The sequence below is a fragment of the Streptomyces sp. NPDC027672 genome (assembly GCF_055566335.1).
Genome location: NZ_JBVHSO010000006.1, coordinates 114,128 through 139,763, shown reverse-complemented (window position 1 = coordinate 139,763; position 25,636 = coordinate 114,128). Strand labels below are relative to the sequence as shown.

Annotated in this window: 23 protein-coding genes and 1 tRNA gene; 12 read left to right on the top strand and 12 right to left on the bottom strand. The window is 72.7% G+C overall.

Going from position 1 to position 25,636, the window contains the following annotated elements; all coding sequences use genetic code 11:
- Positions 1-34: 34 nt before the first annotated feature.
- Genes ACZ4SV_RS16465 through pdhA form a run of 3 tightly spaced genes read right to left on the bottom strand, consistent with a single transcriptional unit; the run spans position 35 to position 3,647 of the window.
- Positions 35-1,480 (bottom strand): dihydrolipoamide acetyltransferase family protein, encoded by a 1,446-nt coding sequence (locus ACZ4SV_RS16465; protein WP_468004963.1) that lies wholly within the window; start codon positions 1,478-1,480, stop codon positions 35-37.
- Entirely contained in the window at positions 1,480-2,484 is a 1,005-nt protein-coding gene (locus ACZ4SV_RS16460; protein ID WP_365883413.1) for an alpha-ketoacid dehydrogenase subunit beta, read from the bottom strand. Before ACZ4SV_RS16460 ends, ACZ4SV_RS16465 begins: the two co-directional genes overlap by 1 nt.
- Positions 2,481-3,647, bottom strand: a complete 1,167-nt coding sequence (gene pdhA / locus ACZ4SV_RS16455; protein ID WP_365883412.1) for a pyruvate dehydrogenase (acetyl-transferring) E1 component subunit alpha — start codon at positions 3,645-3,647, stop codon at positions 2,481-2,483. The genes ACZ4SV_RS16460 and pdhA overlap by 4 nt, the downstream gene beginning before the upstream one ends.
- A 174-nt stretch (positions 3,648-3,821) precedes the next feature.
- On the opposite strand from pdhA, the gene ACZ4SV_RS16450 reads away from it, so the two are divergent.
- The gene (locus tag ACZ4SV_RS16450; RefSeq protein ID WP_468004960.1) at positions 3,822-4,319 is read left to right on the top strand and encodes an Lrp/AsnC family transcriptional regulator; all 498 of its coding nucleotides are present in this window, start codon (positions 3,822-3,824) and stop codon (positions 4,317-4,319) included.
- A gap of 110 nt (positions 4,320-4,429) precedes the next feature.
- Here the strand turns inward: ACZ4SV_RS16450 and ACZ4SV_RS16445 are convergent, their stop codons facing one another.
- On the bottom strand, positions 4,430-5,017 hold the full coding sequence (locus ACZ4SV_RS16445) for a TetR/AcrR family transcriptional regulator (RefSeq protein ID WP_365883410.1): 588 nt from the start codon (positions 5,015-5,017) through the stop codon (positions 4,430-4,432).
- Positions 5,014-6,528, bottom strand: coding sequence for a 3-hydroxyacyl-CoA dehydrogenase (locus ACZ4SV_RS16440; protein WP_468004957.1), 1,515 nt, complete (start codon positions 6,526-6,528; stop codon positions 5,014-5,016). The genes ACZ4SV_RS16445 and ACZ4SV_RS16440 overlap by 4 nt, the downstream gene beginning before the upstream one ends.
- A gap of 148 nt (positions 6,529-6,676) precedes the next feature.
- On the opposite strand from ACZ4SV_RS16440, the gene paaN reads away from it, so the two are divergent.
- Positions 6,677-8,368, top strand: coding sequence for a phenylacetic acid degradation protein PaaN (paaN, locus tag ACZ4SV_RS16435; RefSeq protein ID WP_468004955.1), 1,692 nt, complete (start codon positions 6,677-6,679; stop codon positions 8,366-8,368).
- A gap of 39 nt (positions 8,369-8,407) precedes the next feature.
- Here paaN and ACZ4SV_RS16430 read toward each other — a convergent pair whose 3' ends face one another.
- Genes ACZ4SV_RS16430 through ACZ4SV_RS16420 form a run of 3 tightly spaced genes read right to left on the bottom strand, consistent with a single transcriptional unit; the run spans position 8,408 to position 11,369 of the window.
- Entirely contained in the window at positions 8,408-9,172 is a 765-nt protein-coding gene (locus ACZ4SV_RS16430; RefSeq protein ID WP_365884069.1) for a TrmH family RNA methyltransferase, read from the bottom strand.
- Positions 9,169-10,383: an HTTM domain-containing protein gene (locus ACZ4SV_RS16425; protein ID WP_468004953.1), complete on the bottom strand. Its 1,215-nt coding sequence runs from the start codon at positions 10,381-10,383 to the stop codon at positions 9,169-9,171. Before ACZ4SV_RS16425 ends, ACZ4SV_RS16430 begins: the two co-directional genes overlap by 4 nt.
- The gene (locus ACZ4SV_RS16420) at positions 10,380-11,369 is read right to left on the bottom strand and encodes a DUF5819 family protein (RefSeq protein ID WP_468004951.1); all 990 of its coding nucleotides are present in this window, start codon (positions 11,367-11,369) and stop codon (positions 10,380-10,382) included. Before ACZ4SV_RS16420 ends, ACZ4SV_RS16425 begins: the two co-directional genes overlap by 4 nt.
- 379 nt (positions 11,370-11,748) lie before the next feature.
- Here ACZ4SV_RS16420 and paaA point away from each other — a divergent pair, with 379 nt between their 5' ends.
- From paaA to ACZ4SV_RS16395, 5 genes are read left to right on the top strand one after another with little or no spacing between them, the layout of a single operon-like run.
- Complete coding sequence (paaA, locus tag ACZ4SV_RS16415) at positions 11,749-12,765, top strand: 1,2-phenylacetyl-CoA epoxidase subunit PaaA (protein ID WP_468004949.1); 1,017 nt, start codon at positions 11,749-11,751, stop codon at positions 12,763-12,765.
- Positions 12,762-13,049 (top strand): 1,2-phenylacetyl-CoA epoxidase subunit PaaB, encoded by a 288-nt coding sequence (gene paaB, locus ACZ4SV_RS16410; RefSeq protein ID WP_365872870.1) that lies wholly within the window; start codon positions 12,762-12,764, stop codon positions 13,047-13,049. Before paaA ends, paaB begins: the two co-directional genes overlap by 4 nt.
- Positions 13,046-13,777, top strand: coding sequence for a 1,2-phenylacetyl-CoA epoxidase subunit PaaC (gene paaC / locus ACZ4SV_RS16405; RefSeq protein ID WP_468004947.1), 732 nt, complete (start codon positions 13,046-13,048; stop codon positions 13,775-13,777). The genes paaB and paaC overlap by 4 nt, the downstream gene beginning before the upstream one ends.
- Positions 13,771-14,334 (top strand): 1,2-phenylacetyl-CoA epoxidase subunit PaaD, encoded by a 564-nt coding sequence (gene paaD / locus ACZ4SV_RS16400; RefSeq protein ID WP_397968134.1) that lies wholly within the window; start codon positions 13,771-13,773, stop codon positions 14,332-14,334. The genes paaC and paaD overlap by 7 nt, the downstream gene beginning before the upstream one ends.
- Positions 14,334-15,398, top strand: a complete 1,065-nt coding sequence (locus tag ACZ4SV_RS16395; protein ID WP_468004946.1) for a 2Fe-2S iron-sulfur cluster-binding protein — start codon at positions 14,334-14,336, stop codon at positions 15,396-15,398. Before paaD ends, ACZ4SV_RS16395 begins: the two co-directional genes overlap by 1 nt.
- A gap of 162 nt (positions 15,399-15,560) precedes the next feature.
- Here the strand turns inward: ACZ4SV_RS16395 and ACZ4SV_RS16390 are convergent, their stop codons facing one another.
- The 4 genes from ACZ4SV_RS16390 to ACZ4SV_RS16375 all read right to left on the bottom strand — a co-directional run bounded on the left by ACZ4SV_RS16390 (position 15,561) and on the right by ACZ4SV_RS16375 (position 18,836).
- Positions 15,561-15,890 carry a rhodanese-like domain-containing protein gene (locus tag ACZ4SV_RS16390; protein WP_365872880.1) on the bottom strand — a complete coding sequence of 110 codons (330 nt, stop codon included), beginning with the start codon at positions 15,888-15,890 and terminating at the stop codon, positions 15,561-15,563.
- A 48-nt stretch (positions 15,891-15,938) separates the two neighbouring features.
- Entirely contained in the window at positions 15,939-16,751 is an 813-nt protein-coding gene (locus tag ACZ4SV_RS16385) for a hypothetical protein (RefSeq protein WP_365872862.1), read from the bottom strand.
- Between the two features lie 165 nt (positions 16,752-16,916).
- Complete coding sequence (locus ACZ4SV_RS16380) at positions 16,917-18,464, bottom strand: DUF2252 domain-containing protein (RefSeq protein ID WP_468004943.1); 1,548 nt, start codon at positions 18,462-18,464, stop codon at positions 16,917-16,919.
- A 288-nt stretch (positions 18,465-18,752) separates the two neighbouring features.
- Positions 18,753-18,836: transfer RNA gene (locus ACZ4SV_RS16375), tRNA-Leu, on the bottom strand.
- A gap of 465 nt (positions 18,837-19,301) precedes the next feature.
- Between ACZ4SV_RS16375 and ACZ4SV_RS16370 the strand changes: the two genes are divergently transcribed.
- The 5 genes from ACZ4SV_RS16370 (at position 19,302) to ACZ4SV_RS16350 (ending at position 25,480) form a co-directional block, all read left to right on the top strand.
- The gene (locus tag ACZ4SV_RS16370) at positions 19,302-20,162 is read left to right on the top strand and encodes an FhaA domain-containing protein (protein ID WP_468004941.1); all 861 of its coding nucleotides are present in this window, start codon (positions 19,302-19,304) and stop codon (positions 20,160-20,162) included.
- A gap of 10 nt (positions 20,163-20,172) precedes the next feature.
- Positions 20,173-20,703, top strand: a complete 531-nt coding sequence (locus ACZ4SV_RS16365; RefSeq protein ID WP_365872856.1) for an FHA domain-containing protein FhaB/FipA — start codon at positions 20,173-20,175, stop codon at positions 20,701-20,703.
- 140 nt (positions 20,704-20,843) lie between these two features.
- Positions 20,844-22,520, top strand: coding sequence for a Stp1/IreP family PP2C-type Ser/Thr phosphatase (locus ACZ4SV_RS16360; protein ID WP_468004939.1), 1,677 nt, complete (start codon positions 20,844-20,846; stop codon positions 22,518-22,520).
- A gap of 27 nt (positions 22,521-22,547) precedes the next feature.
- Positions 22,548-23,999 carry an FtsW/RodA/SpoVE family cell cycle protein gene (locus tag ACZ4SV_RS16355; RefSeq protein ID WP_397945949.1) on the top strand — a complete coding sequence of 484 codons (1,452 nt, stop codon included), beginning with the start codon at positions 22,548-22,550 and terminating at the stop codon, positions 23,997-23,999.
- Entirely contained in the window at positions 23,996-25,480 is a 1,485-nt protein-coding gene (locus ACZ4SV_RS16350; RefSeq protein WP_365872850.1) for a peptidoglycan D,D-transpeptidase FtsI family protein, read from the top strand. The genes ACZ4SV_RS16355 and ACZ4SV_RS16350 overlap by 4 nt, the downstream gene beginning before the upstream one ends.
- Positions 25,481-25,636 lie beyond the last annotated feature (156 nt).

Here is a 25,636-nt window from a genome sequence, read left to right as displayed (position 1 = left end):
CGGCGTTTGTCACAGGATGCTCAGCTCCCGTACCTCACAGGGTGCGCAGCAGCACCGCCGGCTGTTCCACGCAGTCGGCCACGTACCGCAGGAAGCCGCCCGCCGTGCCGCCGTCGCACACCCGGTGGTCGAAGGTGAGCGAGAGCTGCACGACCTGCCGGACGGCCAGTTCGCCCTCGTGCACCCACGGCTTGGGCACGATGCGTCCGACGCCGAGCATGGCCGCCTCGGGGTGGTTCACGATCGGGGTGGAGCCGTCGACGCCGAAGACCCCGTAGTTGTTCAGCGTGAAGGTGCCGCCGGTGAGTTCCCCGGGCGTCAGCGTGCCCGTGCGGGCGGCCTCGGTGAGCCGGGCGAACTCGGCGGTCAGGGACTCGGCGCCGCGCGCGTGGGCGTCCCGGACGACCGGCACGACCAGCCCCCGGTCGGTCTGCGCGGCGAACCCCAGGTGGACGTGGTCGAGCCGGACCACCTCGCGGGCCTCGGTGTCGACGAAGGAATTCAGCTCGGGGAACCGGGCCAGCGCGGCCGTGCAGACGCGGGCGAGCAGCGCGAGAAGGGAGATCTTCGGGCCGCCGGAGGCGTTCATCGCGGTCCTGGCGCGCAGGAGTTCCGTGGCGTCGGCGTCGACCCAGCAGGTCGCGTCGGGGATCTCCCGGCGGCTGCGGGACAGCTTGTCGGCGACGGCGCCCCGGACGCCCTTCAGCGGGATCCGGACCGCGCCCTCGGTGCGGGGCGCCGCCGCGGGCGTCCGCACGGCCTGTTCCCCGGCCGCCGCGTCCACGGGTGCGGTCCCGGCCCGCAGCGCGTTCTCGACGTCCGTGCGCAGGATGAGCCCGTCCGGGCCGGATCCGGTCAGCCGCCGCAGGTCGACGCCGTTGTCACGGGCCAGCTTGCGCACGAGCGGGGAGATCACGGGCACCGGCCCGGCGGCGGACGCCGGCCGCGGTGCGGCTCCGGTAGTCCCGGGCCGTCCGCCGGAGGACGCGGGGGCCGGTGCGGCCACGTGTGCGTGCGGCGCGGCTTCCGCGGGCCCGGGCCCTCCGCCGACGGAGGCGGACGGCGGTGTCGGTGCGGCCACCCGCGCGCGGGGAGCGGCTTCGGCGGTGCCGGGCCGCCGGGTCTGCCCGTCGACGGCCGCCGGGCCCGTCCGGACCCGGCGCCGGCGGGCCGCCGGGGCCTGGGTGCCGTAGCCCACCAGGACGTTGCCCGAGCCTTCCGGCCGTTCCTCGGGTCCGCCCACGGCGACCGTCAGCAGCGGGGCGCCCACGGGCAGTTCGGTGCCCTCCTCGCCGAAGCGGGCGGTGACCACCCCGCCGTACGGACAGGGCACCTCGACCATCGCCTTGGCCGTCTCCACCTCGACCACCGGCTGGTCGACGGCGACCACGTCCCCGACCTGGACCAGCCAGCGGACGATCTCCGCCTCGGTGAGCCCCTCACCGAGGTCGGGCAGCTTGAACTCCAGCACCTGAGCCATCAGCCCTCGGCCTCCCACTGCAACCGGGCCACGGTGTCGAGGATGCGGTCGACGCCGGGCAGGTGGTGCCGCTCCAGCATGGGCGGCGGATAGGGGATGTCGAAGCCGGCCACCCGCAGCACCGGTGCCTCCAGGTGGTGGAAGCAGCGTTCGGTGATCCGGGCCGCGATCTCGCCGCCCGGACCGCCGAACCCGGTGGACTCGTGGACGACGACCGCGCGTCCGGTGCGCCGGACGGCCGCGCAGACCGTCTCGTCGTCGAACGGCACCAGGGAGCGCAGGTCGACGACCTCCAGGTCCCAGCCCTCGGCCCGGGCGGCCTCGGCGGCCTCCAGGCAGACCGGCAGCGAGGGGCCGTAGGTGATGAGGGTGGCACTGCGGCCGGGGCGGCGGACCACCGCGCGCCCGATGGGCTCCACGTCCGTCGGCTGCTCGGGGTTCCAGGCGTCCTTCGACCAGTACAGCCGCTTGGGCTCCAGGAAGACCACCGGGTCGTCGGAGGCGATGGCCTGGCGCAGCAGTCCGTAGGCGTCGGCGACGGTGGCCGGGGTGACGACGTGCAGGCCCGGGGTCGCCGTGTAGTAGACCTCGGAGGAGTCGCTGTGGTGCTCGACACCGCCGATGCCGCCGCCGTAGGGGACACGGACGGTGATCGGCAGCGGCATCCGGCCGCGGGTGCGGTTGCGCATCCGGGAGACATGGCTGACGAGCTGCTCGAACGCCGGGTAGGCGAAGGCGTCGAACTGCATCTCCACCACCGGGCGCAGGCCGTACATGGCCATGCCCACGGCGGTACCGAGGATGCCGGCCTCGGCGAGCGGGGTGTCGGTGCAGCGGTCCTCGCCGAACTCCTTGGCGAGCCCGTCGGTGACGCGGAAGACACCGCCGAGGGTGCCGACGTCCTCGCCCAGGACGTGCACGGCGGGGTCGGCGGCCATGGCGTCGCGCATCGCGCGCGTGAGGGCCTGGGCCAGGGTGGCGGGCTTGGCGGCGACGGTGGTCATCGGGCGCCGCCTTCCGGGGCGCCGGGCGCCGCGCCGTGCTGCTCCCGCTCGGCCTCCAGCTCGGCCCGCAGCAGGGCGCGCTGCTCGCGCAGCTGGGGCGTGGGCTCGGCGTAGACGTGGTCGAAGAGGTCCATGGGGTCGAGCACGGCGTCCTGGTTCATGCGTTCCCGCAACGCGGCGGCCATCGCCTCGGCGTCCTGCCGGACGGCCTCCGCAGCGGCCTCGTCCAGCAGGCCCCGCCCGGTCAGTTCGCGTTCCAGCAGCTCGACCGGGTCGTGCGCGCGCCAGGCGGTGACCTCGGCGTCCTCCCGGTAGCGGGTGGCGTCGTCGGCGTTGGTGTGGGCGTCGACGCGGTACGTCACCGCCTCCACCAGGGTCGGGCCGCCCCCGGTGCGTGCGCGCCGCACGGCCTCGCCGACGACCTCGTGCACGGCCACCGCGTCGTTGCCGTCGACCAGCCGGCCCGGCATGCCGTACCCGACGGCCTTGTGGGCCAGGGAGGGCGCGGCGGTCTGCTTGGCGAGCGGCACGGAGATCGCGAAGCCGTTGTTCTGCACCAGGAAGACGACCGGTGCCTGCCAGACGGCGGCGAAGTTCAGCGCCTCGTGGAAGTCGCCCTCGCTGGTGCCGCCGTCGCCGACCATGGCGAGCGCGACCACGTCGTCGCCCTTCAGGCGGGCGGCGTGGGCGAGGCCGACGGCGTGCGGCAACTGGGTGGCGAGCGGGGTGCTGAGCGGGGCCACCCGGTGCGCGTAGGGGTCGTAGCCGCTGTGCCAGTCGCCGCGCAGCAGGGTGAGCGCGTCGACCGGGTCCACGCCCCGGGCGACGACGGCGAGCGTGTCGCGGTAGCTCGGGAAGAGCCAGTCGCGCTCCTCCAGGGCCAGCGCCGCGCCGATCTCGCAGGCCTCCTGGCCGGTGCTGGACGGGTAGACGGCGAGCCTGCCCTGCTTGGTCAGGGCGGTCGCCTGAACGTTGTAGCGGCGACCGCGCACCAGCTGGGCGTACAGCCGGCGGAGCAGGCCGGGGTCGGTCTCGGCGGCCGATCCGGTGCCGAGGACGCGGTAGGGCTCGGCGTCGGGCAGCAGCGGCGCGGGGTCCGTACGGGGCTGCCAGGCGGGCGGCGGCGAAGGCCGGTACGCGCCCCGCTGCTCCAGAACCGTCATGACGGCACCTCCTCGTGGGAGCGGCTACGGAGACGTGTCGGCTGTGACCCGTCCCACCTACCGATTGTTCGGTCGACGGCACATTTTGGCTACAGGCACCTTCATGCTGTGGACAAACGGTTCTCCACAGCCTGGAATGAAGGCAGGACGTCCACGGCGGTGAAGCGGGGGGACATGGCGCATGAACAAATGGCCGGGGGGCCGCCGCAGACCGGTGCGCTGCCGCCGCGTCCGCTGGACGCCGTCGACCAGGACATCCTGAGGATCCTCCAGGCGGACGGCCGGGCCTCGATACGGTCCGTCGCCGAGCGCGTCCACGTCTCGCGCGCCAACGCCTACGCGCGCATCGACCGGCTCGTCGAGGACGGGGTGATCCGGGGTTTCAGCGCCCGCGTGGACCACGAGCGGGCGGGGCACAGCACGTCCGCCTACATCACCCTGAAGATCGTCCAGAACACCTGGCGCACGGTCCGCGAGCAGCTCAGGGAGCTGCCCGGCGCCTCGCACATCGCCCTGGTGGGCGGTGACTTCGACGTCCTGCTGCTGGTGCACACCCCGGACAACCGGGCCCTGCGCGAACTGGTGCTCACGCGGCTCCAGGCGATTCCCGAGGTGCTCAGCACCCGCACGCTGCTGGTGTTCGAGGAAGAACACCTGGAGCCGGACGGCTGAGACCGCCCCCGGCACCGCCCCGGCGGAACCCCCGTCGCCGCCCCTCGCCACCCCGAAGGAACCCCCGGAACCCCCGTCACCGGGCCCCGCCGCTCCCGAGGGATCCCCCGTCAGCCCTGCCGCAGGCCCGAGAAGACCAGCCGTACGACGGCGTCGGCCACCTCCCGGTCGGTCGCGCCCCGCGCATCCGGCCGGTACCACTCCACGATGGAATTGATCATTCCGAAGAGCAGCCGGGTGGCCAGCCGCGCGTCCATGTCACCGCGCACGTCGCCGTCGTCCGCCGCCGCCTTCATCAGCCCGGCGACCCGGTGGTCGAAGTCGCGGCGCCGCTCCAGCGCCCACCGCTCGGTCTCGGTGTTGCCGCGCACCCGCAGCAGCAGCGTCACGTAGGGCAGCTCGGTTATGAGCACCTCGACCATGCGGCGTACGACGTGCTCCAGCCGGCCGGCGGGCCGCCCCGTGCGCGCCTGCTCCTCGTCCAGGATGGCGAACAGGCCGTCCAGGGCGCGGCTGACGGCCCGGCGCAGCAGCTCCTCCTTGCCGCTGACGTGGTGGTAGATCGACGACTTGGAGATGCCGGCCGCCTTGGACAGGTGCTCCATGGAGGTGCCGTCGTAGCCGCGCTCGTTGAAGACCCGCACGGCGACGGAGAGCAGCGTCTCGGGGGTGTAGGTGTCGCGTCGGGCCGTGGTCATGAGGTGCTCTCCCGCCGGTCGTTGGCATAGGCGTGACGGTAGAGCGCGAGGGAGGGCGCGTAGCGTCCGGAGGGGTCGCGCTCGTGCATCTCGTCCAGGATGTCGAAGGCGAAGTCGCGGCCGAGCCTGCGGTCCCACTCGAAGGGGCCGAGCGGGTAGTTGACGCCCAGGCGCATCGCGGTGTCGACGTCCTCCTCGGTGGCCACGCCCTTGGCCACGGCGTCGTGGGCGAGGTCGATGATCCGGGCGACGGTGCGGGCGACGATCATGCCGGGCACGTCGCCGATGACGCTGACCTGCTTGCCGAGCGCCTGGAACAGCCCGATGGCCTCGGCCAGGGTCCGCGGTGCGGTGTCCTGGGAGGCGGACAGGGCGATCCGGGTGGCCGCGCGGTAGTCCAGGGCGAGGTCGAAGTAGACGACGTCCCCGAACTCCGAGGAGGTCTGACCGTCGGCGAGGACCAGGTCGCCGCCGCTGGGCAGCACCAGGCGGGTGCCGTGGTCCTCCTCCTCGGTGCGGACCTCGATGCCCGCCTCGCGGATCAGCGTCAGCAGCTCGGCGGCCGGGCCCAGGCCGCCCTCGGCGACTACGTAGGCGGGCGGCTGCTCCTTGTCGGCGGTGTGCGGCTCGGGCCGCTCGGCGCCCTCGGCGTGGTCGTACCAGCCGCGTCCGCTCTTGCGGCCGAGCCGGCCGGACTCCACCAGCCGGCGCTGGGCCAGCGAAGGGGTGAAGCGCACATCCTGGAAGAAGGACTGCCACACCGAGTGGGTGACGGACTCGTTGACGTCCTGGCCGATCAGGTCGGTGAGTTCGAAGGCGCCCATCCGGAAGCCGCCCGACTCGCGCAGGACGGCGTCGATGGTGGCGGGATCGGCGGCCTGCGCCTCGTAGACGGCGAACGCCTCGGCGTAGAAGGGCCGGGCGATCCGGTTGACGATGAAACCCGGCGTGTCGGCGCAGGCCACCGGGGTCTTGCCCCAGGCACGGGCCGTCTCGTACGCGCGCGTGGCCGACGTGAAGTCGGTGGCGAAGCCGGAGACGACCTCGACCAGCGGCAGCAGCGGCGCCGGGTTGAAGAAGTGCAGGCCGACGAGGCGGCCCGGGTGGCGCAGGGCGCCGCCGATGGCCGTCACCGACAGCGAGGAGGTGTTGGTGGCCAGCAGGCAGTCCTCGGCGACGATCTCCTCCAGTTCGCCGAAGAGCCGCTGCTTGACGTCCAGCCGTTCCAGGACCGCCTCCGCGACCAGGGCGCAGTCGGCCAGCTCGGCGAGGTCGTCCGCGGGCGTGAGGCGGGCGCGGGCCGCGTCGCGCTCGGCACCGGCGAGCCGGCCCTTCTGCACGAGCCGGTCGAGCCGGGCGCCGATCGCTTCGGCCGCTTCCCGGGCCCGCCCGGGCACGGCGTCGTACAGTCGCACCGGATGGCCGGCGACCAGCGCGACCTGGGCGATTCCCTGGCCCATGGTGCCGGTTCCGACGACGGCCACGGGGCTGCTGAGGTCGAGTGCTGTCATGGGCGCGATCCTCCCGCACGACGTTTTCCACAGATGCGGCGGACCCCCTTGTCCCGACCGATCGTTCGGTTACTCTAGCTCTGACTGGCAGCCCCTGCCCAGGTCACGGACTCGACGAAGAGCTTCCCAGACGAGGAGTTGGTCCCGCATGGCCGCCGAACTGACCGCCCACGAGCTGATCGAGAAGCACCGGCCCACGCTCGACCAGGCCCTGGAAGCGATCCGCACGCGCGCGTACTGGTCGCCGCACCCCGAGCACCCCAAGGCCTACGGCGAGCACGGCAGCCTGGACGCGGCGGCGGGCAAGGCCGCCTTCGACGCCCTGCTGGGCACCCGGCTCGACCTCGGCCAGCCCGGCACGGACGGCTGGGTGGGCGGCGAGGTCTCGCCGTACGGCGTCGAGCTGGGCGTGACGTACCCGCACGCGGACACCGACGTGCTGCTGCCCGCCATGCGGGCCGGGCAGGCGGCCTGGCGGGACGCGGGCCCGGAGGTCCGCGCCGTGGTCTGCCTGGAGATCCTCAAGCGCATCAGCGACCGGACCCACGAGTTCGCGCACGCGGTCATGCACACCAGCGGACAGGCGTTCATGATGGCGTTCCAGGCGGGCGGCCCGCACGCCCAGGACCGCGGCCTGGAAGCGGTGGCGTACGCGTACGCGGAGCAGGTCCGCACGCCCGGCACGGCATCGTGGTCCAAGCCGCAGGGCAAGCGCGACCCGCTCGCCCTCACCAAGCGGTTCACCGCGGTGCCGCGCGGCATCGGCCTGGTGATCGGCTGCAACACCTTCCCGACCTGGAACGGCTACCCGGGCCTGTTCGCCTCCCTGGCCACCGGCAACGCGGTCCTGGTCAAGCCGCACCCGCGCGCGGTGCTGCCGCTCGCGCTGACCGTCCAGGTCGCCCGGGAGGTGCTGGCCGGGGCCGGTTTCGACCCGAACCTGGTGGCCCTGGCCGCCGAGAACCCCGGTGAGGGCATCGCCAAGACCCTCGCCACCCGCCCCGAGATCAGGATCATCGACTACACCGGATCGACGTCCTTCGGCGACTGGCTGGAGACCAACGCCCGCCAGGCGCAGGTCTACACGGAGAAGGCCGGCGTGAACACCGTGGTCGTGCACTCCACGGACGACTACAAGGGCATGCTGTCCAACCTGGCGTTCTCGCTCTCCCTGTACAGCGGCCAGATGTGCACCACCCCGCAGAACCTGCTCATCCCCCGCGACGGCATCGCCACCGACCAGGGCCCCAAGACCTTCGACGAGGTCACCGCCGACCTCGCCCGCGCGGTCGACGGCCTGCTCGGTGACGACGCGCGTGCGAACGCGCTGCTGGGCGCCATCGTCAACCCGGACGTCAAGGCCCGGCTGGAGGCCGCGGCCGGTCTCGGCGAGGTCGTCCTCGCCTCCCGCGAGCTGACCAACCCGGAGTTCCCGGACGCGGTGGTGCGCACCCCGGTCATCGTCAAGCTGGACGGCGCCAAGCCCGACGCCGAGGCCGCGTACATGAGCGAGTGCTTCGGCCCGGTCTCCTTCGCGGTCGCCGTCGACTCGGTGCCGGACGCGGTGGAACTGCTGCGCCGCACGATCCGCGAGAAGGGCGCGATGACGGTCGGCGCGTACACCACGGACGCCGCCACCGAGCGGGCCGTCGAGGAGGTCTGCCTGGAGGAGGCGGCCCAGCTCTCCCTCAACCTGACCGGCGGGGTCTACGTCAACCAGACGGCCGCCTTCTCCGACTTCCACGGCTCGGGCGGCAACCCGGCGGCCAACGCGGCCCTCACCGACGGCGCGTTCGTGGCCAGCCGCTTCCGGGTGGTGGAGGTGCGGCGGGAGGGCTAGGTCCTTCGCCTGGATCAGGCCGGATCCAAACGAGAGGCCCTACAGCCTCTCGTCCGGATCGGGTGCGCCCCCGGTCGCGCTCCAGTGGTACAGCGTCATCGCCACGCTGGTGGCCAGGTTGTAGCTGGAGACCTGGGGGCGCATCGGGAGGCGCAGGAGGTGGTCGGCCCGCGCGCGCAGTTCCGGTGACAGGCCGGTGCGTTCCGAGCCGAAGGCCAGGACGGCGTCGTCCGGCAGCCGGGTGCCGCGGATGTCCTCGCCCTCCGGGTCCAGCGCGAACACCGGCCCGGCGGGCAGCTCGCCGCTGTCCAGACGCTCCACGGCGGTCGCGAAGTGCAGCCCCGCGCCGCCGCGCACCACGGTGGGGTGCCAGGGGTCGAGCGTGCCCGTGGTGGCCACTCCCGTCACCCCGAAGCCGGCGGCCAGCCGGATCACGGCACCGGCGTTGCCCAGGTTGCGCGGGTTGTCCAGGAGCACGACGGGCGCGGTGCGGGGCGTGCGGACGAGCGCACGCACCCGGGCCTCGCGGGACGGCCGTACCGCCAGGGCGGCCACCCCGGTCGGATGGGGCCGCGGGACGAGGGAGGCGTACGTCTGCGCGGACACTGCCGTCAGCAGGGCGTCCAGCCTGTCGCGCACGTCGGCGGCCAGTTCCCCGGCGAGGGCGAGTGCCGCCTCCCGGTCGGTGGTGACCGCCACCGGCACCTCGGCACCGAAGCGCAGCGCGTGCTTGAGGGCGTGGAAGCCGTCGAGCAGGACGGCGCCCTCCGCGCACGCGTGCCAGCGGCTCAGCGGATCGGTCATGCGGTGAACCCTACGTGGCCGGCCGGACTCTCCTCCGGCGCGCGCGGCGCCGGTACCGCACCGCCGGCCCGCCCGACGAGCCGGTCGCGCACACGGGCCACGAGACCGCCGAGCCGGCGCAGGAACGACGTCGGCAGGAACACCGCGTCGGCGGCGATCATCGCCAGCGAGAAGAACGGCAGCCCAAGGACGACCGCGATCACCGCGTGCTCGGTCATCATCAGCACCAGCAGGACGTTCTTGACCCGCCGGTTGAACAGGGTGAAGGGGAAGGCGACCTGCATCATGACCGTCCCGTAGGCGACGATCATCATGATCGTGCCGCTGGAGGACATCAGGTCGGCGAGCGCGGGCCAGGGCGAGAAGTAGTCCAGGTGGAGCGGGTAGTAGACGGCGGTGCCGTCCTGCCAGCGCGAGCCCTGGACCTTGTACCAGCCGGCCGTGGCGTAGATCAGGCACGCCTCGGCCATGATCACCACGAGACCGCAGTTGTGCAGGACGTTGGCGACGACGTCCAGCAGCATCCGGGGCTCCCGCCAGGCCGCCCGGCGTGCCGCGGCCCACGACAGGCCGAGGGCGGCCCAGGCCGTCCACAGCAGCACCGGGACCAGCCAGCCGTTGTCGAACAACCGCCCGGTCAGCGACGCCGTGCCGAGCGCCAGTCCGGATACCGTCCACAGCACGGGTCCCACCCGGTCGGCGGGCACCCGCTCCCCATGCGCGCGCGCCGCCGCCGCGCGCGCCGCGCGGCGGGCGTCGAGCGACCAGACCTGTCCGCAGCGCGTGAACACCAGGTAGAGGGACATCAGATGCAGGACGTTGTCGCCGCCGTCGCCGACGAAGACGCTGCGGTTCTGCAGCGAGAGCACGCCCACCATGAACAGCAGGGAGGCGGTCCGGGTGCGCCAGCCGAGCGCCAGGGCCGCGGCGGCCAGGATGGCCAGCGCGTAACAGCACTCGAACCACAGCGGCCCGTCGGACCACAGCAGCGCGGTGAAGGCGTGGTTGTCGGCGGTCAGCTGCTTGGCGAGGTTCCAGCCCCACGGCCCGGAGGGACCGTACAGCTCCCGGCGGTGGGGGAACTCGCGCAGCAGGAACAGCAGCCAGGTCCCGGCGAAGCCGATCCGGACGACGGCGCTCTGGTACGGCCCGAGGGCGGCTCCGGTGACCCGGGCCAGAGCGTGCGACAGCATCGGGGAGAGACGGTTCACCGCACACCTCGCGCGGCCTCGTCGGAGGACGGGGACCACCAGGGCAGCAGGCGGTAGACCGGCTTGTCCGGCACCCGCTCCCGGCTCCACGGCGGCGGCTGCACATTGGTGGTGCTGGAACGGATCTGCACGCGCTGGATCACGCCTTCCCGGCTGGTCGGGTCGTCCCGGTACAGGCGCATCATGACGATCCGCCGCAGGTACTGCTCGGACAGGGAACCGCGCAGGCCCACTGCGCGGTTGTCGGTGCCGTGCGTGGCGGCGAAGAAGTCCCAGGCCCGGCGCAGCTCGTTCTGCTGGGTGTGGCTGGGCACCGGGTTGCCGTCGATGGCGGCGCCGTCCTGGGCGGACAGGTCGGTCCACCCGGTGGTGCGCAGGCCGCCGTCCCGCGCGCGCACCACGGCGCGCACCTGTACGGCGATGTTCTGCTGGAGGGGGTTCGGGGCGAACAGCTTCCAGTTCTGCTCGAACTCCGGGTACACCCAGCGCTCCACCGCCTTGCCGTGCTGCTTGGTCACCGTGTTGGAGGGCGCGAGGCTGAGGAACACCATCAGCAGGTGCACGCCGGTGGCGACGGCGATCACCGCGACCACCAGCGCGGCGCCGACCTGGTAGCCGAGGGAGAGCGCGGCGACACCGGTAGGCGGCGACGGCGCGGCGGCGGACGCCGGAGAGGACTCCGGGGACTCCGGGGACGGGTCCTGAGCGTGGGCGTGGGACGGATCAGGGGACTGGCGGTCCCGGGCCTGGACCCGGAACGGAGCGGAGGACTGGCCCTGGGTCTGAGCCGGGGACGGAGCAGGGAACTGGTCCCGGGCCGGGAGCGGATCAGCGGGAGACGGGCCCTGGGCCGGGAGCGGATCCGGTGACGGGCCCTGGGCCGGGAGCGGATCCGGGGACTGGCCCGGGGCCCAGCCCGGGCGACGCGACCCGGACGGCCCGCCGGGAGCCCGTGGTTCCCGCGCGTCCTCGTCGTACGCGTCCATCGTGTCCCGTCCCCCGTCTCGGCTCGCGCTCGTTCGGCCCGGTCGTTCCCGCCCGGTGTCGTCCGCCCGGCATGAGGCGCCGGGCGGGGCAGCCCGCGGCGCGGTTCGGCACAGGCGCCGCAGGCTGCACGAGCGTCACGTGCGGACGCCCGCACGGAACGGTACTCAGCCGGGGGCACCGGGCGCAGCCCCGGGTTGCGGACCGGCCGCCTCCCGCAGGTTTTCCACAGGCGGCCCGGGGAGTTTTCCACAGCGGTTGACACCCCGTGGCGGCCCGGCACACCATGGATGCGCACGGACCGAACGATCGGTCGGGTGGAGTGGTACCGCCCGGCGGACGGCGTTCACCGCAGAGCCGAGGACAGGACAGGGGGACCGCATGGCCACAGCAGCCGCGCACCGCACGGCCCGCACAGCGGCGGCCGGCGCGCCGGACACCGTCGACACGACGGCCTACCAGCACGCCTTCGACGCGGCCGTGGCCGCCGAGGACCGCATCGAACCCCGCGACTGGATGCCCGACGCCTATCGCGCGACCCTGGTCCGGCAGATCGCCCAGCACGCGCACTCCGAGATCATCGGCATGCAGCCGGAGGCCAACTGGATCACCCGCGCGCCCTCCCTGCGCCGCAAGGCCATCCTGATGGCCAAGGTGCAGGACGAGGCCGGCCACGGTCTGTATCTGTACAGCGCGGCCGAGACCCTCGGCACCGGCCGCGACGAGCTGCTCGACAAACTGCACACCGGCCGCCAGAAGTACTCCTCGATCTTCAACTACCCGACGCTGACCTGGGCCGACGTCGGCGCGATCGGCTGGCTGGTGGACGGCGCCGCCATCACCAACCAGGTCCCGCTGTGCCGCTGCTCCTACGGCCCGTACGCCCGCGCAATGGTCCGGATCTGCAAAGAGGAGTCCTTCCACCAGCGCCAGGGGTACGAACTGCTGCTGGCCCTCAGCAAGGGCACCCCGGAGCAGCACGCCATGGCGCAGGACGCGGTGGACCGCTGGTGGTGGCCGTCGCTGATGATGTTCGGCCCGCCCGACGACGAGTCCCAGCACTCGGCGCAGTCGATGGAGTGGAAGATCAAGCGCCACTCCAACGACGAGCTGCGCCAGCGCTTCGTGGACATCTGCGTCCCGCAGGCCGAGTCCCTGGGCCTCACCCTCCCCGACCCGCGGCTGCGGTGGAACGAGGAGCGGGGGCACTACGACTTCGGTCCGATCGACTGGACGGAGTTCTGGGAGGTCCTCAAGGGCAACGGCCCGTGCAACGAACAGCGGATCACCCAGCGCAGGCGGGCCCACGACGAGGGCGCGTGGGTAAGGGAAGCGGCCGCGGCCTACGCGGCCAAGCACACCGGCGGCACCGGTGAGACGGGAGGGACGCGCGCATGAGCACCACCGACTGGCCCCTGTGGGAGGTCTTCGTGCGCTCCCGGCGCGGCCTGTCCCACACCCACGCCGGCAGCCTGCACGCGCCCGACGCCGAGCTGGCCCTGCGCAACGCCCGCGACCTGTACACCCGGCGCGGCGAGGGCGTCTCCCTGTGGGTGGTGCCGGCCGCCGCGATCACCGCTTCCTCGCCGGACGAGAAGGATCCCTTCTTCGAGCCGGCCGCCGACAAGCCCTACCGCCACCCGACCTTCTACGAGATCCCGGAAGGGGTGCAGCACCTGTGACCGCCACCGGCCCCGCCACCGTCCCGGTGACCGCCGCGCTCGCCCTCGGCGACGACGCCCTGGTGCTCTCCCACCGCCTCGGGGAGTGGGCCGGGCACGCGCCCGTCCTGGAGGAGGAGGTCGCCCTCGCCAACATCGCCCTGGACCTGCTCGGCCAGGCCCGGACGCTGCTGTCGCTGGCCGGCGACGAGGACGAACTGGCCTACCTGCGCGAGGAACGCGCCTTCCGCAACCTCCAACTGGTCGAGCAGCCGAACGGCGACTTCGCGCACACCATCGCCCGCCAGCTGTACTTCTCCGTGTACCAGCACCTGCTGTACGGCGAACTGGCCGACGGGGACGGCCCCTTCGCGCCGCTGGCCGCGAAGGCGGTCAAGGAGGTCGCCTACCACCGCGACCACGCCGAGCAGTGGACGCTGCGGCTCGGCGACGGCACGCAGACCAGCCATGAGCGGATGAGCCGGGCGTGCGCCGCGCTGTGGCGGTTCACCGGAGAGATGTTCCAGCCGGTGGAGGACCTGGGCGTCGACTGGGCGGGCCTGGAGCGGCGCTGGCTGGAGGCCGTCGGGGACGTCCTCACCCGTGCCACCCTCGCCCTCCCGGAGGGCCCGCGCACCGGTGCCTGGTCCGCCGGGGCCGGCCGCCAGGGCGTGCACACCGAGTCGTTCGGCCGGATGCTCGCCGAGATGCAGCACCTGCACCGCAGCCATCCGGGGGCGTCATGGTGACCGCCACCGCCCTGGAGGCGGAGCTGCTGGAGCTGGCCGGCGCGGTGCCCGATCCGGAGCTGCCCGTGCTCAGCCTGCGGGAGCTGGGCGTGCTCCGCGCGGTCCGCGTCCACGGCACGGACGCGGCGGAGGTCGAGCTGACCCCGACCTACACCGGATGCCCCGCCATCGAGGCGATGAGTGCCGACATAGAGCGGGTGCTGCGCGCCCACGGCATGCGCGAGGTCACCGTCCGCACGGTGCTCGCACCGGCCTGGTCGACCGACGACATCACGCCCGAAGGCCGCGAGAAGCTCCGGGAGTTCGGCATCGCCCCGCCCCGGGTGCACCGCGCCGGCGGTCCGGTGCCGCTGGCCCTGGGCCCCACCCGCACCCATGCCACCGGCACGGAGGACGGCACGGGCGGCGGCACGGACCCCGGGTGGGACCCGATCAGCTGTCCGCACTGCGGTTCGTCCGACACCGAACTGCTGAGCCGGTTCTCCTCCACCGCCTGCAAGGCGCTGCGCCGGTGCCTGGCCTGCCGTGAACCGTTCGACCACTTCAAGGAGTTGTGATGGCGCGCTTCCACCCGCTCCCGGTGGCCGCGGTCGACCGGCTCACGGACGACTCCGTCGCCCTCACCCTCACCGTCCCGCCCGGGCTGCGCGCGGAGTACCGGCACGCGCCCGGCCAGCACCTCGCGCTGCGCCGCCGGATCGACGGCACGGAGATCCGGCGCACCTACTCCATCTGCTCGCCCGCGCCCGACCCGGCCGGCGAGGGCCCGGCCACGCTGCGGGTGGGGGTGCGCCTGGTGGAGGGCGGAGCCTTCTCGGCGTACGCGCTGAAGGAGATCGGCATCGGGGACGAGCTGGAGGTGATGACCCCGGCGGGCCGGTTCACGCTGGAGCCGGCGCCGGGGCTGTACGCGGCGGTGGTCGGCGGCAGCGGCATCACCCCGGTGCTGTCCATCGTCACCACCCTGCTGGCCCGCGAGCCGGCGGCCCGGTTCTGCCTGATACGCAGCGACCGTACGGCTGCCTCGACGATGTTCCTGGAGGAGGTCGCCGATCTGAAGGACCGCTATCCGCAGCGGTTCCAGCTGGTGACCGTGCTCTCCCGGGAGGAGCAGCAGGCGGGACTGCCCTCGGGCCGGCTCGACCGGGAGTGGCTGGCCGGGCTGCTGCCCGCGCTGCTGCCGGTGGAGCGGGTGGCGGGCTGGTTCCTGTGCGGGCCGTACGGGCTGGTGGAGGGCGCCGAGCGGGCACTGCGCGGTCTGGGCGTGGCACGGGACCGGATCCATCAGGAGATCTTCCATGTGGACGCGGGATCGGCCCCGGCGGTCACGGCGGCGGCTCCCGCGCACAGCACCGTCACCGCGCGCCTCGACGGCCGCGGCGGCACCTGGCCGGTGCGGGAGGGCGAGTCGCTGCTGGAGACGGTGCTGCGCAACCGGCCCGACGCGCCCTACGCCTGCAAGGGCGGGGTGTGCGGGACGTGCCGGGCCTTCCTGGTCGGCGGCGAGGTGCGCATGGACCGTAACTTCGCGCTGGAGACGGAGGAGACGGAGGCCGGATATGTGCTGGCCTGCCAGTCGCATCCGCTGACGGAACAGGTGGAGCTGGACTTCGACCGCTGACGCACCGGCCCCTCCTCCGGGACACCGGGGACCACGACCACCTGGCGCGGCCGGCCCCGCCCGGGTGCTGGACCCGGGCGCCCGACCTGGATGCCTGACCCGAGCGCCTGACCGGCTGTCCGAGCCGTGTGTCCGAGTCGACCGGGTGCCTGACCCGGGTGTTTAGAGGACGAAGCCGGGCTGGTCCTCGTCGGTGACGACCGGGCGGCCGGTCTGCTGCCAGTACTGCATGCCGCCGTCGACGTTCACCGCGTCGATGCCCTGCTGGACCAGGTACATGGTGACCTGGGCCGAGCGGCCGCCCGAGCGGCAGATGACGTGGACGCGGCCGTCCTGCGGGGCGGCCTCGGTCAGCTCGCCGTAGCGGGCCACGAAATCGCTGAGGGGAATGTGCAGCGCTCCCCGGGCGTGACCCGCCCGCCACTCGTCGTCCTCGCGGACGTCCAGCAGGAAGGCATCGTCCTTGAGGTCAGTGACCTGGACCGTGGGCACACCGGCTCCGAAGTTCATGGCTCCGACGCTACCCGAAACCCCGGCCGGTCAGCCCTGTCCCAGCAGACCGGCCAGCTCGGCCTCCCGCTGGGCGATGTCGGCGCGCAGCCGGTCGGCGATCTCGTCGAGCAGCCTGTCGGGGTCGTCCGGGGAGAGCCGGAGCAGACCGGCGATGGCGCCCTCCTCCAGTTCGCGGGCGACCAGCGCGATCAGTTCCTTGCGCTGGGCGAGCCATTCGAGGCGGGCGTACAGCTCCTCGGCGGGGCTCGGGCGGCGCTCGGGCGGTACGGGTCCCGCGGCCCACTCCGCGGCCAGCTCCCGCAGCAGGGACTCGTCGCCGCGCGCGTAGGCGGTGTTGACCCGGCTGAGGAACTCCTCGCGCCGCTTGCGCTCCTCTTCCTCCTGGGCCAGGTCGGGGTGGGCCTTGCGGGCGAGGTCCCGGTAGAGCTTGCGGGCCTCCTCGCTGGGCCGCACCCGCTGCGGCGGCCGCACCGGCTGGTCCGTGAGCATGGCGGTGGCCTCCGGGAACAGGCCGTCACCGTCCATCCAGCCGTGCAGCAGCTCCTCCACGCCCGGCAGCGGCAGCACCCGGGCGCGGGCCTCGGCGGCGCGGCGGGCGTCCTCGGGGTCGCCGGTGCGGGCGGCCCGCGCCTCGGCGATCTCCGCGTCCAGCTCCTCGATCCGCAGGTAGAGCGGGCCGAGCCGCTGTTCGTGCAGGCGGGAGAAGTTCTCGACCTCGACGCGGAAGGTCTCCACGGCGATCTCGTACTCGATGAGCGCCTGTTCGGCGGCCCGGACGGCCCGTTCCAGCCGTTCCTCGGGACGCGGCGCCTGGGACTGGCCGGCTTCGGGGGTGGTCACCCGCTCAGCGTAGCGCTGTACCCGGGGCGGGACCGGACGGTGCCACGCCGGGGCGGCCCGGACCGCTTCCCGCCGCGGCCGGACCACCCGCTCCCCGGCCCCGCCGGGAGCCGCGCACAGCCGTGGCGTACAGCCGCGCGCGCCCTCACACGCCCTCCCGCGCCCTCACACGCCCGTCTCCGCCGCGATCCGGCCCGTGCGGATGCCCGTGAGGAGGTCGGTGTGGTCGGCCTCGGTGCGGTCGGCGTAGGCGACGGCGAACGCGGCGACCGCCTCGTCCAGCTCCTCGTTCTTTCCGCAGTACCCGGCGATCAGCCGCGGGTCGGCGCTGTGGGAATGGGCGCGGGCCAGCAGGGCGCCGGTCATCCGGCCGTAGTCGTCGAGCTGGTCGGCGGCGAGGGCGGCCGGGTCGACGCTGCCCTTGCGGTTGCGGAACTGGCGCACCTGGTAGGGGCGCCCGTCGACCGTGGTCCAGCCGAGCAGGATGTCGCTGACGACCTGCATCCGCCGCTGGCCGAGGACCACCCGGCGGCCCTCGTGCGCGACCGGGCCGGCCGGGAAGCCGGCCGTGGCCAGGTGCGGGAGGAGCGCGGACGGGCGCGCCTCCTTCACCTGGAGGACCAGGGGCTCGCCGCGGTGGTCGAGCAGCAGGACGACGTAGGAGCGGGTGCCGACGCTGCCGGTGCCGACCACGCGGAAGGCCACGTCGTGCACGGCGTGCCGGGCGAGCAGCGGATGACGGTCCTCACCGAGCGTGCCGAGGTACTCCTCCAGGGACGCGGCGACCGCGGCGGCCTCGCCGTCCGGGATGGCGCGCAGCACCGGCGGCGCGGGGACGAACCGGCGTCCGCCGTCCGCGAGGGTCTCGGTCGACCTGGCCGCGAACCGGCCGCTGGTGTTGGCCCGGGCCTTCTCCGACACCCGCTGGAGCGTGCCGAGCAGATCGTGGGCGTCGGTGTGGGAGACGAGTTCCTCGTCGGCGATGGCGTTCCAGGCGTCGAAGACGGGCAGCCGGGCGAGCAGCCGCATGGTGCGGCGGTAGGCGCCGGCCGCGTCGTGGGCCGCCGCGCGGCAGGTGTCCTCGTCGGCGCCCGCCTCCCGGCCGGCCAGCACCAGCGAGGCCGCGAGCCGCTTCAGGTCCCACTCCCAGGGCCCGTGGACGGTCTCGTCGAAGTCGTTGAGGTCGATGACGAGGCCGCCGCGGGCGTCGCCGTACAGGCCGAAGTTGGCCGCGTGCGCGTCGCCGCATATCTGGGTGCCGATCCCGGTGACCGGGGTGCGGGCGAGGTCGTACGCCATGAGTCCGGCCGAGCCGCGCAGGAACGCGAACGGGCCGGCCGCCATCCGGCCCACGCGCAGCGGGACCAGCTCGGGTATGCGGCCGGCGCTGGACTCCCGCACCGCGCCGACCGCGTCGGGACGGCCGGCGTCCGGGTCGAACACGCCGTGGGCGGAGCGGGGCACAACGGCTCGCAGCGCCTTGCCCTCCCGCTTCGGCGAAGCCACCGAGCCCACCGAACCCGCAGAACCCTCCAAACCCACCGAGCCCGCAGAACCCACCGCGCCCTCGGAGCCCTCGGAGCCCGCAGAACCGTCCGGCCCCGCCGAGCCCTCCGGCGGCCAGGGCGCGAATCCGCGCACCCGGGGCAGTCGGCGCGCACTCCGGACCGCCGTCTGTCCTGCCGCCGCCGCTTCCCCACCGGTTCCGGTCATGTGACCGCCTCCCCCGCGCTCACCGCCCACCTTCGAACAGGTGTCGGCACGAACAACTCGCGGGAGACGGTACAGCGGGGTGCCGTGAGATAGGTCACGGGGTCCGGGCCGATCCCGTCGGCGTCCCGGGCCACGCGCAGTCGCGCCCGCGTCGTACCCCGACGAATTCCGAGGTATTCCGTGGAGCTGCATCACGGCCCGCGGAAGCCCCGTGGGGATACCAGGGAAAGAAACGAGAAACGGGCCCCCGCCGTGACTTTCGTCACTGCGGAGACCCGTGTCTCACTGTGCGCGAGGGGGGAGTTGAACCCCCACGCCCTTTCGGGCACTGGAACCTGAATCCAGCGCGTCTGCCTATTCCGCCACCCGCGCATTGGGTGTGTCTTCCGGGTCCTTCCCTTTCGGGCTGGCCCCTTCCGACATCGAGAACATTAGCACGTCGCAGGGGGTGGATTCACCTCGCTTGCCGAGCGCCCGCTCACACCCGCCGCGCCCCCGCCCGCACCCGTCTTTCCCCCGCCGCGCCCCCGCCCGCGCCCGGCGCTCCGTCCGGCCGACCGCGTATCAAGGAGACACGGTTCACGTATCAACCTCGTACCGGTCCCGGCCATCTCCCCAGGAGCGGGCCGGCCGCACAGCCGGGTGCGGGACACTGGTCTTCTCCCGCCTCTACGATCCATGGCAGCGGGACGCGCGCCAGGAGTTCGAAGGGGAGCCGCTGGGGGAACCGGCTGATTGGCGGGCGCGTAGATACGATCAGTGAGCAGTACCAGCAGTACCCGGCAAGGCAGCGGCACACAGCAGGCAAGACGACGGCAGGGACGGAGGAGGTGCCCCATGGGAGTCCTGAAGAAGTTCGAGCAGCGTCTCGAAGGTCTGGTGAACGGCACCTTCGCCAAGGTCTTCAAGTCCGAGGTCCAGCCCGTGGAGATCGCCGGTGCGCTCCAGCGGGAGTGCGACAACAACGCCACCATCTGGAACCGCGACCGCACCGTCGTGCCCAACGACTTCATCGTGGAGCTGAGCGCGCCGGACTACGAGCGCCTCAGCCCCTACTCCGGGCAGCTCGGCGACGAGCTGGCCGGCATGGTGCGCGACTACGCCAAGCAGCAGCGCTACACCTTCATGGGCCCGATCAAGGTCCACCTGGAGAAGGCCGAGGACCTGGACACCGGCCTGTACCGGGTGCGCTCGCGCACCCTCGCCTCCTCCAGCAGCCAGCAGCCGGCAGCGCAGCCGCCGGCGGCCGGCGGCCGTCCGGCACCGGGTGACCCGAGCGGTTACGGCTATCCGCCGGCCGCTCCCGCGGGTGCCCCGCCAATGCCGGCCGCGCCGCCGCCCGGCGCCCGCCCCGGCGGGTACGGCTATCCGCAGCCGGCCACCCAGCGGCCCGCCGCGCCGCCGATGAGCGGCGCGCGCACCCGCTACTGGATCGAGATCAACGGCACCCGCCACCAGATCTCCCGCCCGACGCTGGTGCTGGGCCGCAGCACCGACGCCGACGTGCGGATCGACGACCCCGGCGTCTCCCGCCGGCACTGCGAGATCCGGACCGGAACGCCCTCGACGATCCAGGATCTCGGCTCCACCAACGGCATCGTGGTGGACGGGCAGCACACCACCCGCGCTACGCTCCGCGACGGCTCGCGGATCGTCGTGGGCAGCACCACCGTTATCTATAGGCAAGCCGAAGGGTGAAGCGGGGGCAATGTCAGAGCTGACCCTCACGGTCATGCGGCTGGGTTTCCTGGCCGTACTGTGGCTGTTCGTGATCGTGGCCGTGCAGGTCATCCGGAGCGACCTGTTCGGTACGCGCGTCACCCAGCGCGGATCGCGTAGGGAAGCGGCCCGGCCGCAGCCGTCCGGCCGGCAGGCGGCCCGGCAGCAGGCCGCGCCGCCGCAGCAGCGCGGCCAGCAGGGCGGCGGCGGCCGGCGCGGCCGCAACGCCCCCAGCAAGCTGGTCGTGACCGAGGGCACGCTGACGGGCACCACCGTCGCGCTCCAGGGCCAGACCATCACCCTGGGCCGGGCGCACGACTCCACGATCGTGCTGGACGACGACTACGCCTCCAGCCGTCATGCCAGGATCTACCCGGACCGCGACGGCCAGTGGATCATCGAGGACCTCGGATCCACCAACGGCACGTACCTGGACCGGTCCCGGCTGACGACCCCCACACCGATCCCGCTGGGCGCGCCGATCCGCATCGGCAAGACCGCAATCGAGCTGCGGAAGTAGTGCTACATCATGAGTAAGCGCGAGCGGAGCGAGCACGCAGCGGCAGGCCGCCACCCGGTCTCCGGCGCGCTCCCGACCGGAGGGTGGGCAGTGTGGCTCGACACGACCGGCTGCATTCGGAGCCGACGGGCGAGGTGCGCATGAGTCTGTCACTGCGCTTTGCCGCCGGATCGCACGAGGGCATGATCCGCGGGCACAACGAGGACTCGGGCTACGCCGGCCCGCGCCTGCTGGCGATCGCCGACGGCATGGGCGGCCAGGCGGCCGGCGAGGTCGCCTCCTCCGAGGTGATCTCCACCATCGTGGCGCTCGACGACGACGTGCCCGGCTCCGACATCCTCACCTCCCTCGGTGTCGCCGTGCAGCGCGCCAACGACCAGTTGCGCGCCATGGTCCAGGAGGACCCGCAGCTGGAGGGCATGGGCACCACCCTCACCGCCCTGCTGTGGACCGGCCAGCGGCTCGGTCTCGTGCACGTCGGCGACTCGCGCGCCTATCTGCTGCGGGACGGCGTCCTCACCCAGATCACCCAGGACCACACCTGGGTGCAGCGGCTGGTCGACGAGGGCCGGATCACCGAGGAAGAGGCCACCACCCACCCGCAGCGCTCCCTGCTGATGCGCGCCCTCGGCAGCGGCGAGCACGTCGAGCCCGACCTGTCGATCCGCGAGGTCCGCGCCGGCGACCGCTATCTGATCTGTTCCGACGGCCTGTCCGGCGTGGTCTCCCACCAGACGATGGAGGAGACCCTCGCCAGCTACCAGGGCCCGCAGGAGACCGTGCAGGAGCTGATCCAGCTCGCGCTGCGCGGCGGCGGCCCCGACAACATCACCGTGATCGTCGCCGACGTGCTGGACCTGGACCAGGGCGACACGCTCGCCGGCCAGCTGTCCGACCAGCCGGTCGTGGTCGGCGCGGTCGCCGAGAACCAGCACCACCTGAACGACAACGGCATCATGCAGACGCCGGCCGGCCGCGCCTCCCACCTGGGCCGCCAGGGCCAGGGGCACGGCGGCGGCGAGTTCGGCCCGCCCGGCTCCGGAGAGGCCGGCTACGCCCCGGAGGGCGGCTTCGGCGACTACGACGGCGACTTCGGCAAGCCCCGCGGCCGGCGCAGATGGCTGAAGACCTCGCTCTACGGCGTCCTCGCCCTCGCCGTCGTCGGCGGCGGCCTGTACGGCGGCTACCGCTGGACGCAGACGCAGTACTACGTCGGCACCAAGGGCGAGCACGTCGCGCTGTACCGCGGGATCAGCCAGGACCTGGCCTGGGTGTCGCTGTCGAAGGTGGAGCAGGACCACCCCGAGATCGAACTCAAGTACCTGCCGCCGTACCAGCAGAAGCAGGTGAAGGCCACGATCGCGGAAGGCGGTCTGGAGTCGGCCCGGACGAAGGTCCAGGAGCTGTCCGTGCAGGCCTCCGCCTGCCGCAAGCAGGCCGACCGCGAGGCCGCCGAGGAGGCCGCGCGCGCGAACGCCGGCGCCGGCAAGCCCAAGCCGGGCGGCACCACCGGAACCGGCAGCACGGGCGGCACCACCGGCACAGGCGGCACCACCGGTGCCGGTACCGCCACCGGGACGGGCGTCGCGGGCACGGCCACGCACACCGCGTTCACCGGCACCGGCACCTCGCTGACCTCCGCCGTCACGGCCTCCCTCGTCACGAAGGCCACCCCGGCCCCGAACCCGTCGGCCTCGAAGACGTCCCCGGCGTCCCCTTCGAAGCCTCCGTCCACGACCCCGTCCGCGACCCCCAGCCCCGGCCCCACTCTCTCGGAGGATGAGCAGAAGGTCGTCTCGCTGTGCGGTAAGCAGTAGGCAAGCCGTGAGAGGCCCCGTCACACGATGAGCAGTACTACGAATTCGCCGACGCATCACACGTCCACGATCGGCGCCATCGGCGCGCCGAGCCGTCGCAACACCGAGCTGGCCCTGCTCGTCTTCGCCGTGGCCATCCCGGTGTTCGCCTACGCCAACGTGGGCCTGGCCATCAGCGACGAGGTCCCGTCCGGCCTGCTGAGCTACGGCCTGGGACTCGGTCTGCTGGCCGGCGTCGCCCATCTCGCCGTGCGCAGGTTCGCGCCGTACGCCGACCCGCTGCTGCTGCCGCTGGCCACCCTGCTCAACGGGCTGGGGCTGGTCGTGATCTGGCGGCTGGACCAGTCCAAGCTGTTGCAGTCGCTGCCGGGCTTCTCGCCGTCCGCACCGCGACAGCTGCTGTACACCGCGCTGGCCATCGCCGTGTTCGCCGTCGTGCTGATCTTCCTGAAGGACCACCGTGTCCTCCAGCGCTACACCTACATCTCGATGTTCGGCGCCCTGGTGCTGCTCATCCTGCCGCTGGTGCCCGGTCTCGGCGCCAACATCTACGGCGCGAAGATCTGGATCCGCATCCCCGGCCTGGGCTCCCTCCAGCCCGGCGAGTTCGCGAAGATCGTCCTCGCGGTGTTCTTCGCCGGCTACCTGATGGTGAAGCGGGACGCCCTGGCCCTGGCCAGCCGCCGCTTCATGGGCCTGTACCTGCCGCGCGGGCGCGACCTCGGTCCGATCCTGGTCGTCTGGGCGATCTCGATCCTCATCCTGGTCTTCGAGACGGACCTCGGCACCTCGCTGCTGTTCTTCGGAATGTTCGTCATCATGCTGTACGTCGCCACCGAGCGGACCAGCTGGATCGTCTTCGGTCTGCTGATGTCCGCGGCCGGCGCCGTCGGCGTGGCCAGCTTCGAGCCGCACATCCAGACCCGGGTGCGCGCCTGGCTCGACCCGATGCGCGAGTACGAGCTGAGCCGCCAGATCACCCACGACGGCATCCTGCACTCCGACCAGTTGCAGCAGTCCCTGTGGGCGTTCGGCTCCGGCGGCACCCTCGGCTCCGGCTGGGGCCAGGGCCACTCGGACCTGATCAAGTTCGCCGCCAACTCCGACTTCGTCCTCGCCACCTTCGGCGAGGAGCTGGGCCTGGCCGGCGTCATGGCGATCCTGCTGGTCTACGGCCTGATCGTGGAGCGCGGCGTGCGCACCGCCCTCGCCGCCCGCGACCCGTTCGGCAAGCTGCTCGCCGTCGGCCTGTCCGGTGCCTTCGCGCTCCAGGTCTTCGTGGTGGCCGGCGGTGTCATGGGCCTCATCCCGCTGACCGGTATGACCATGCCGTTCCTGGCCTCCGGCGGTTCCTCCGTGCTGGCCAACTGGGCGCTGATCGCCATCCTGATCCGCATCAGCGACACCGCCCGCCGCCCGGCGCCCGCTCCCGCCGCCAACCCCGACGCCGAGATGACCCAGGTGGTCCGCCCGTCATGAACAAGCCCCTGCGCCGGATCGCGCTCTTCTGCGGCCTCCTCATGCTGACCCTGCTGATCCGGGACAACTGGCTCCAGTACGTCAAGGCGGACGGCCTCAAGGACGACCCGAAGAACCGCCGCGTCACCATCGCCCGGTACGCCACCCCGCGCGGTGACATCGTCGTGGACGGCGATCCGATCACCGGGTCCGCGGAGAGCAGCAAGACCGGTCTGAACGACCTGAAGTACAAGCGGACGTACAAGAACGGGCCCATGTGGGCGCCGGTCACCGGCTACGCCTCGCAGGCCTTCGGCGCCACCCAGCTCGAGTCCATCGAGGACGGCATCCTCACCGGCGACGACGACCGGCTGTTCTTCCGCAAGACGCTGGACATGGTCACCGGCAAGGAGCAGCAGGGCGGCAACGTCGTCACCACGCTCAACGGTGCGGCCCAGAAGGCGGCGTACGACGGTCTGAAGAAGCAGGGCGGCAAGGGCGCGGTCGTCGCCCTGGACCCCTCCACCGGCAAGATCCTGGCGCTGGCCTCCTACCCGTCGTACGACCCCTCGTCGTTCGCGGGAAACAGCGACGACGACGCGGCGGCCTGGAAGAAGCTCCAGAAGAAGTACAACCCCAGCGACCCGATGCTGAACCGGGCGCTGCGCGAGACCTATCCGCCGGGCTCCACCTTCAAGGTGGTCACGGCCGCGGCGGCGCTGGAGAACGGCAAGTACACCTCGGCCGACGAGAAGACCCAGTCGCCGCTGCCGTGGACCATGCCGGGCACCACCACCCAGCTGAAGAACGAGGGCAACATCCCGTGCGAGAACGCGACCATGCGTGAGGCGCTGCGCTGGTCCTGCAACACCGTCTTCGGCAAGATCGGCGCGGACCTCGGCAACGACAAGATGCTCGCGGAGGCGAAGAAGTTCGGCTTCGACGCCGAGCAGTTCACCCCGGTCCGCTCCAGCGCCTCGGTGTTCTCCGACGACATGAACCAGTCGCAGACCGCGCTGTCCTCCATCGGCCAGTACAACACCGCCGCCACGCCGCTCCAGATGGCCATGGTCGCCTCGGCGGTCGCCAACGACGGCAAGCTGATGAAGCCGTACATGGTCGACTCGCTGCAGTCCTCGAACCTGGACCCGGTCACCAAGACCGAGCCGGAGGAGCTGAGCCGGCCGCTGTCGCCGAAGAACGCGCAGGTCCTCCAGGACATGATGCAGACGGTGGTCGAGAAGGGCACCGGCACGAACGCGAAGATCGACGGCGTCACGGTCGGCGGCAAGACCGGTACCGCCCAGCACGGTGTGGAGAACAGCGAGAACCCGTACGCCTGGTTCATCTCCTACGCCAAGCTGCCCGACGGCAGCTCGCCGGTCGCCGTGGCCGTGGTGGTCGAGGACGAGAGCGCCAACCGCGACGACATCTCCGGTGGCGGCCTGGCCGCGCCGATCGCGAAGAACGTCATGGAGGCGGTCATCGACTCCAAGAAGTGACCGCTCCCCAGCCCCTGGAAGTGACGACCCTCACACCTCCTGCGCATCGCCGCACGTTGCGGTACCGGTCCTGTATCGGGTTACGGGCTTGGCCAGGTCACACAGAGCGAGCCGGGTACGGTAGGCCCGGACGGCAGCCTCCGGCCGCGCACAGGG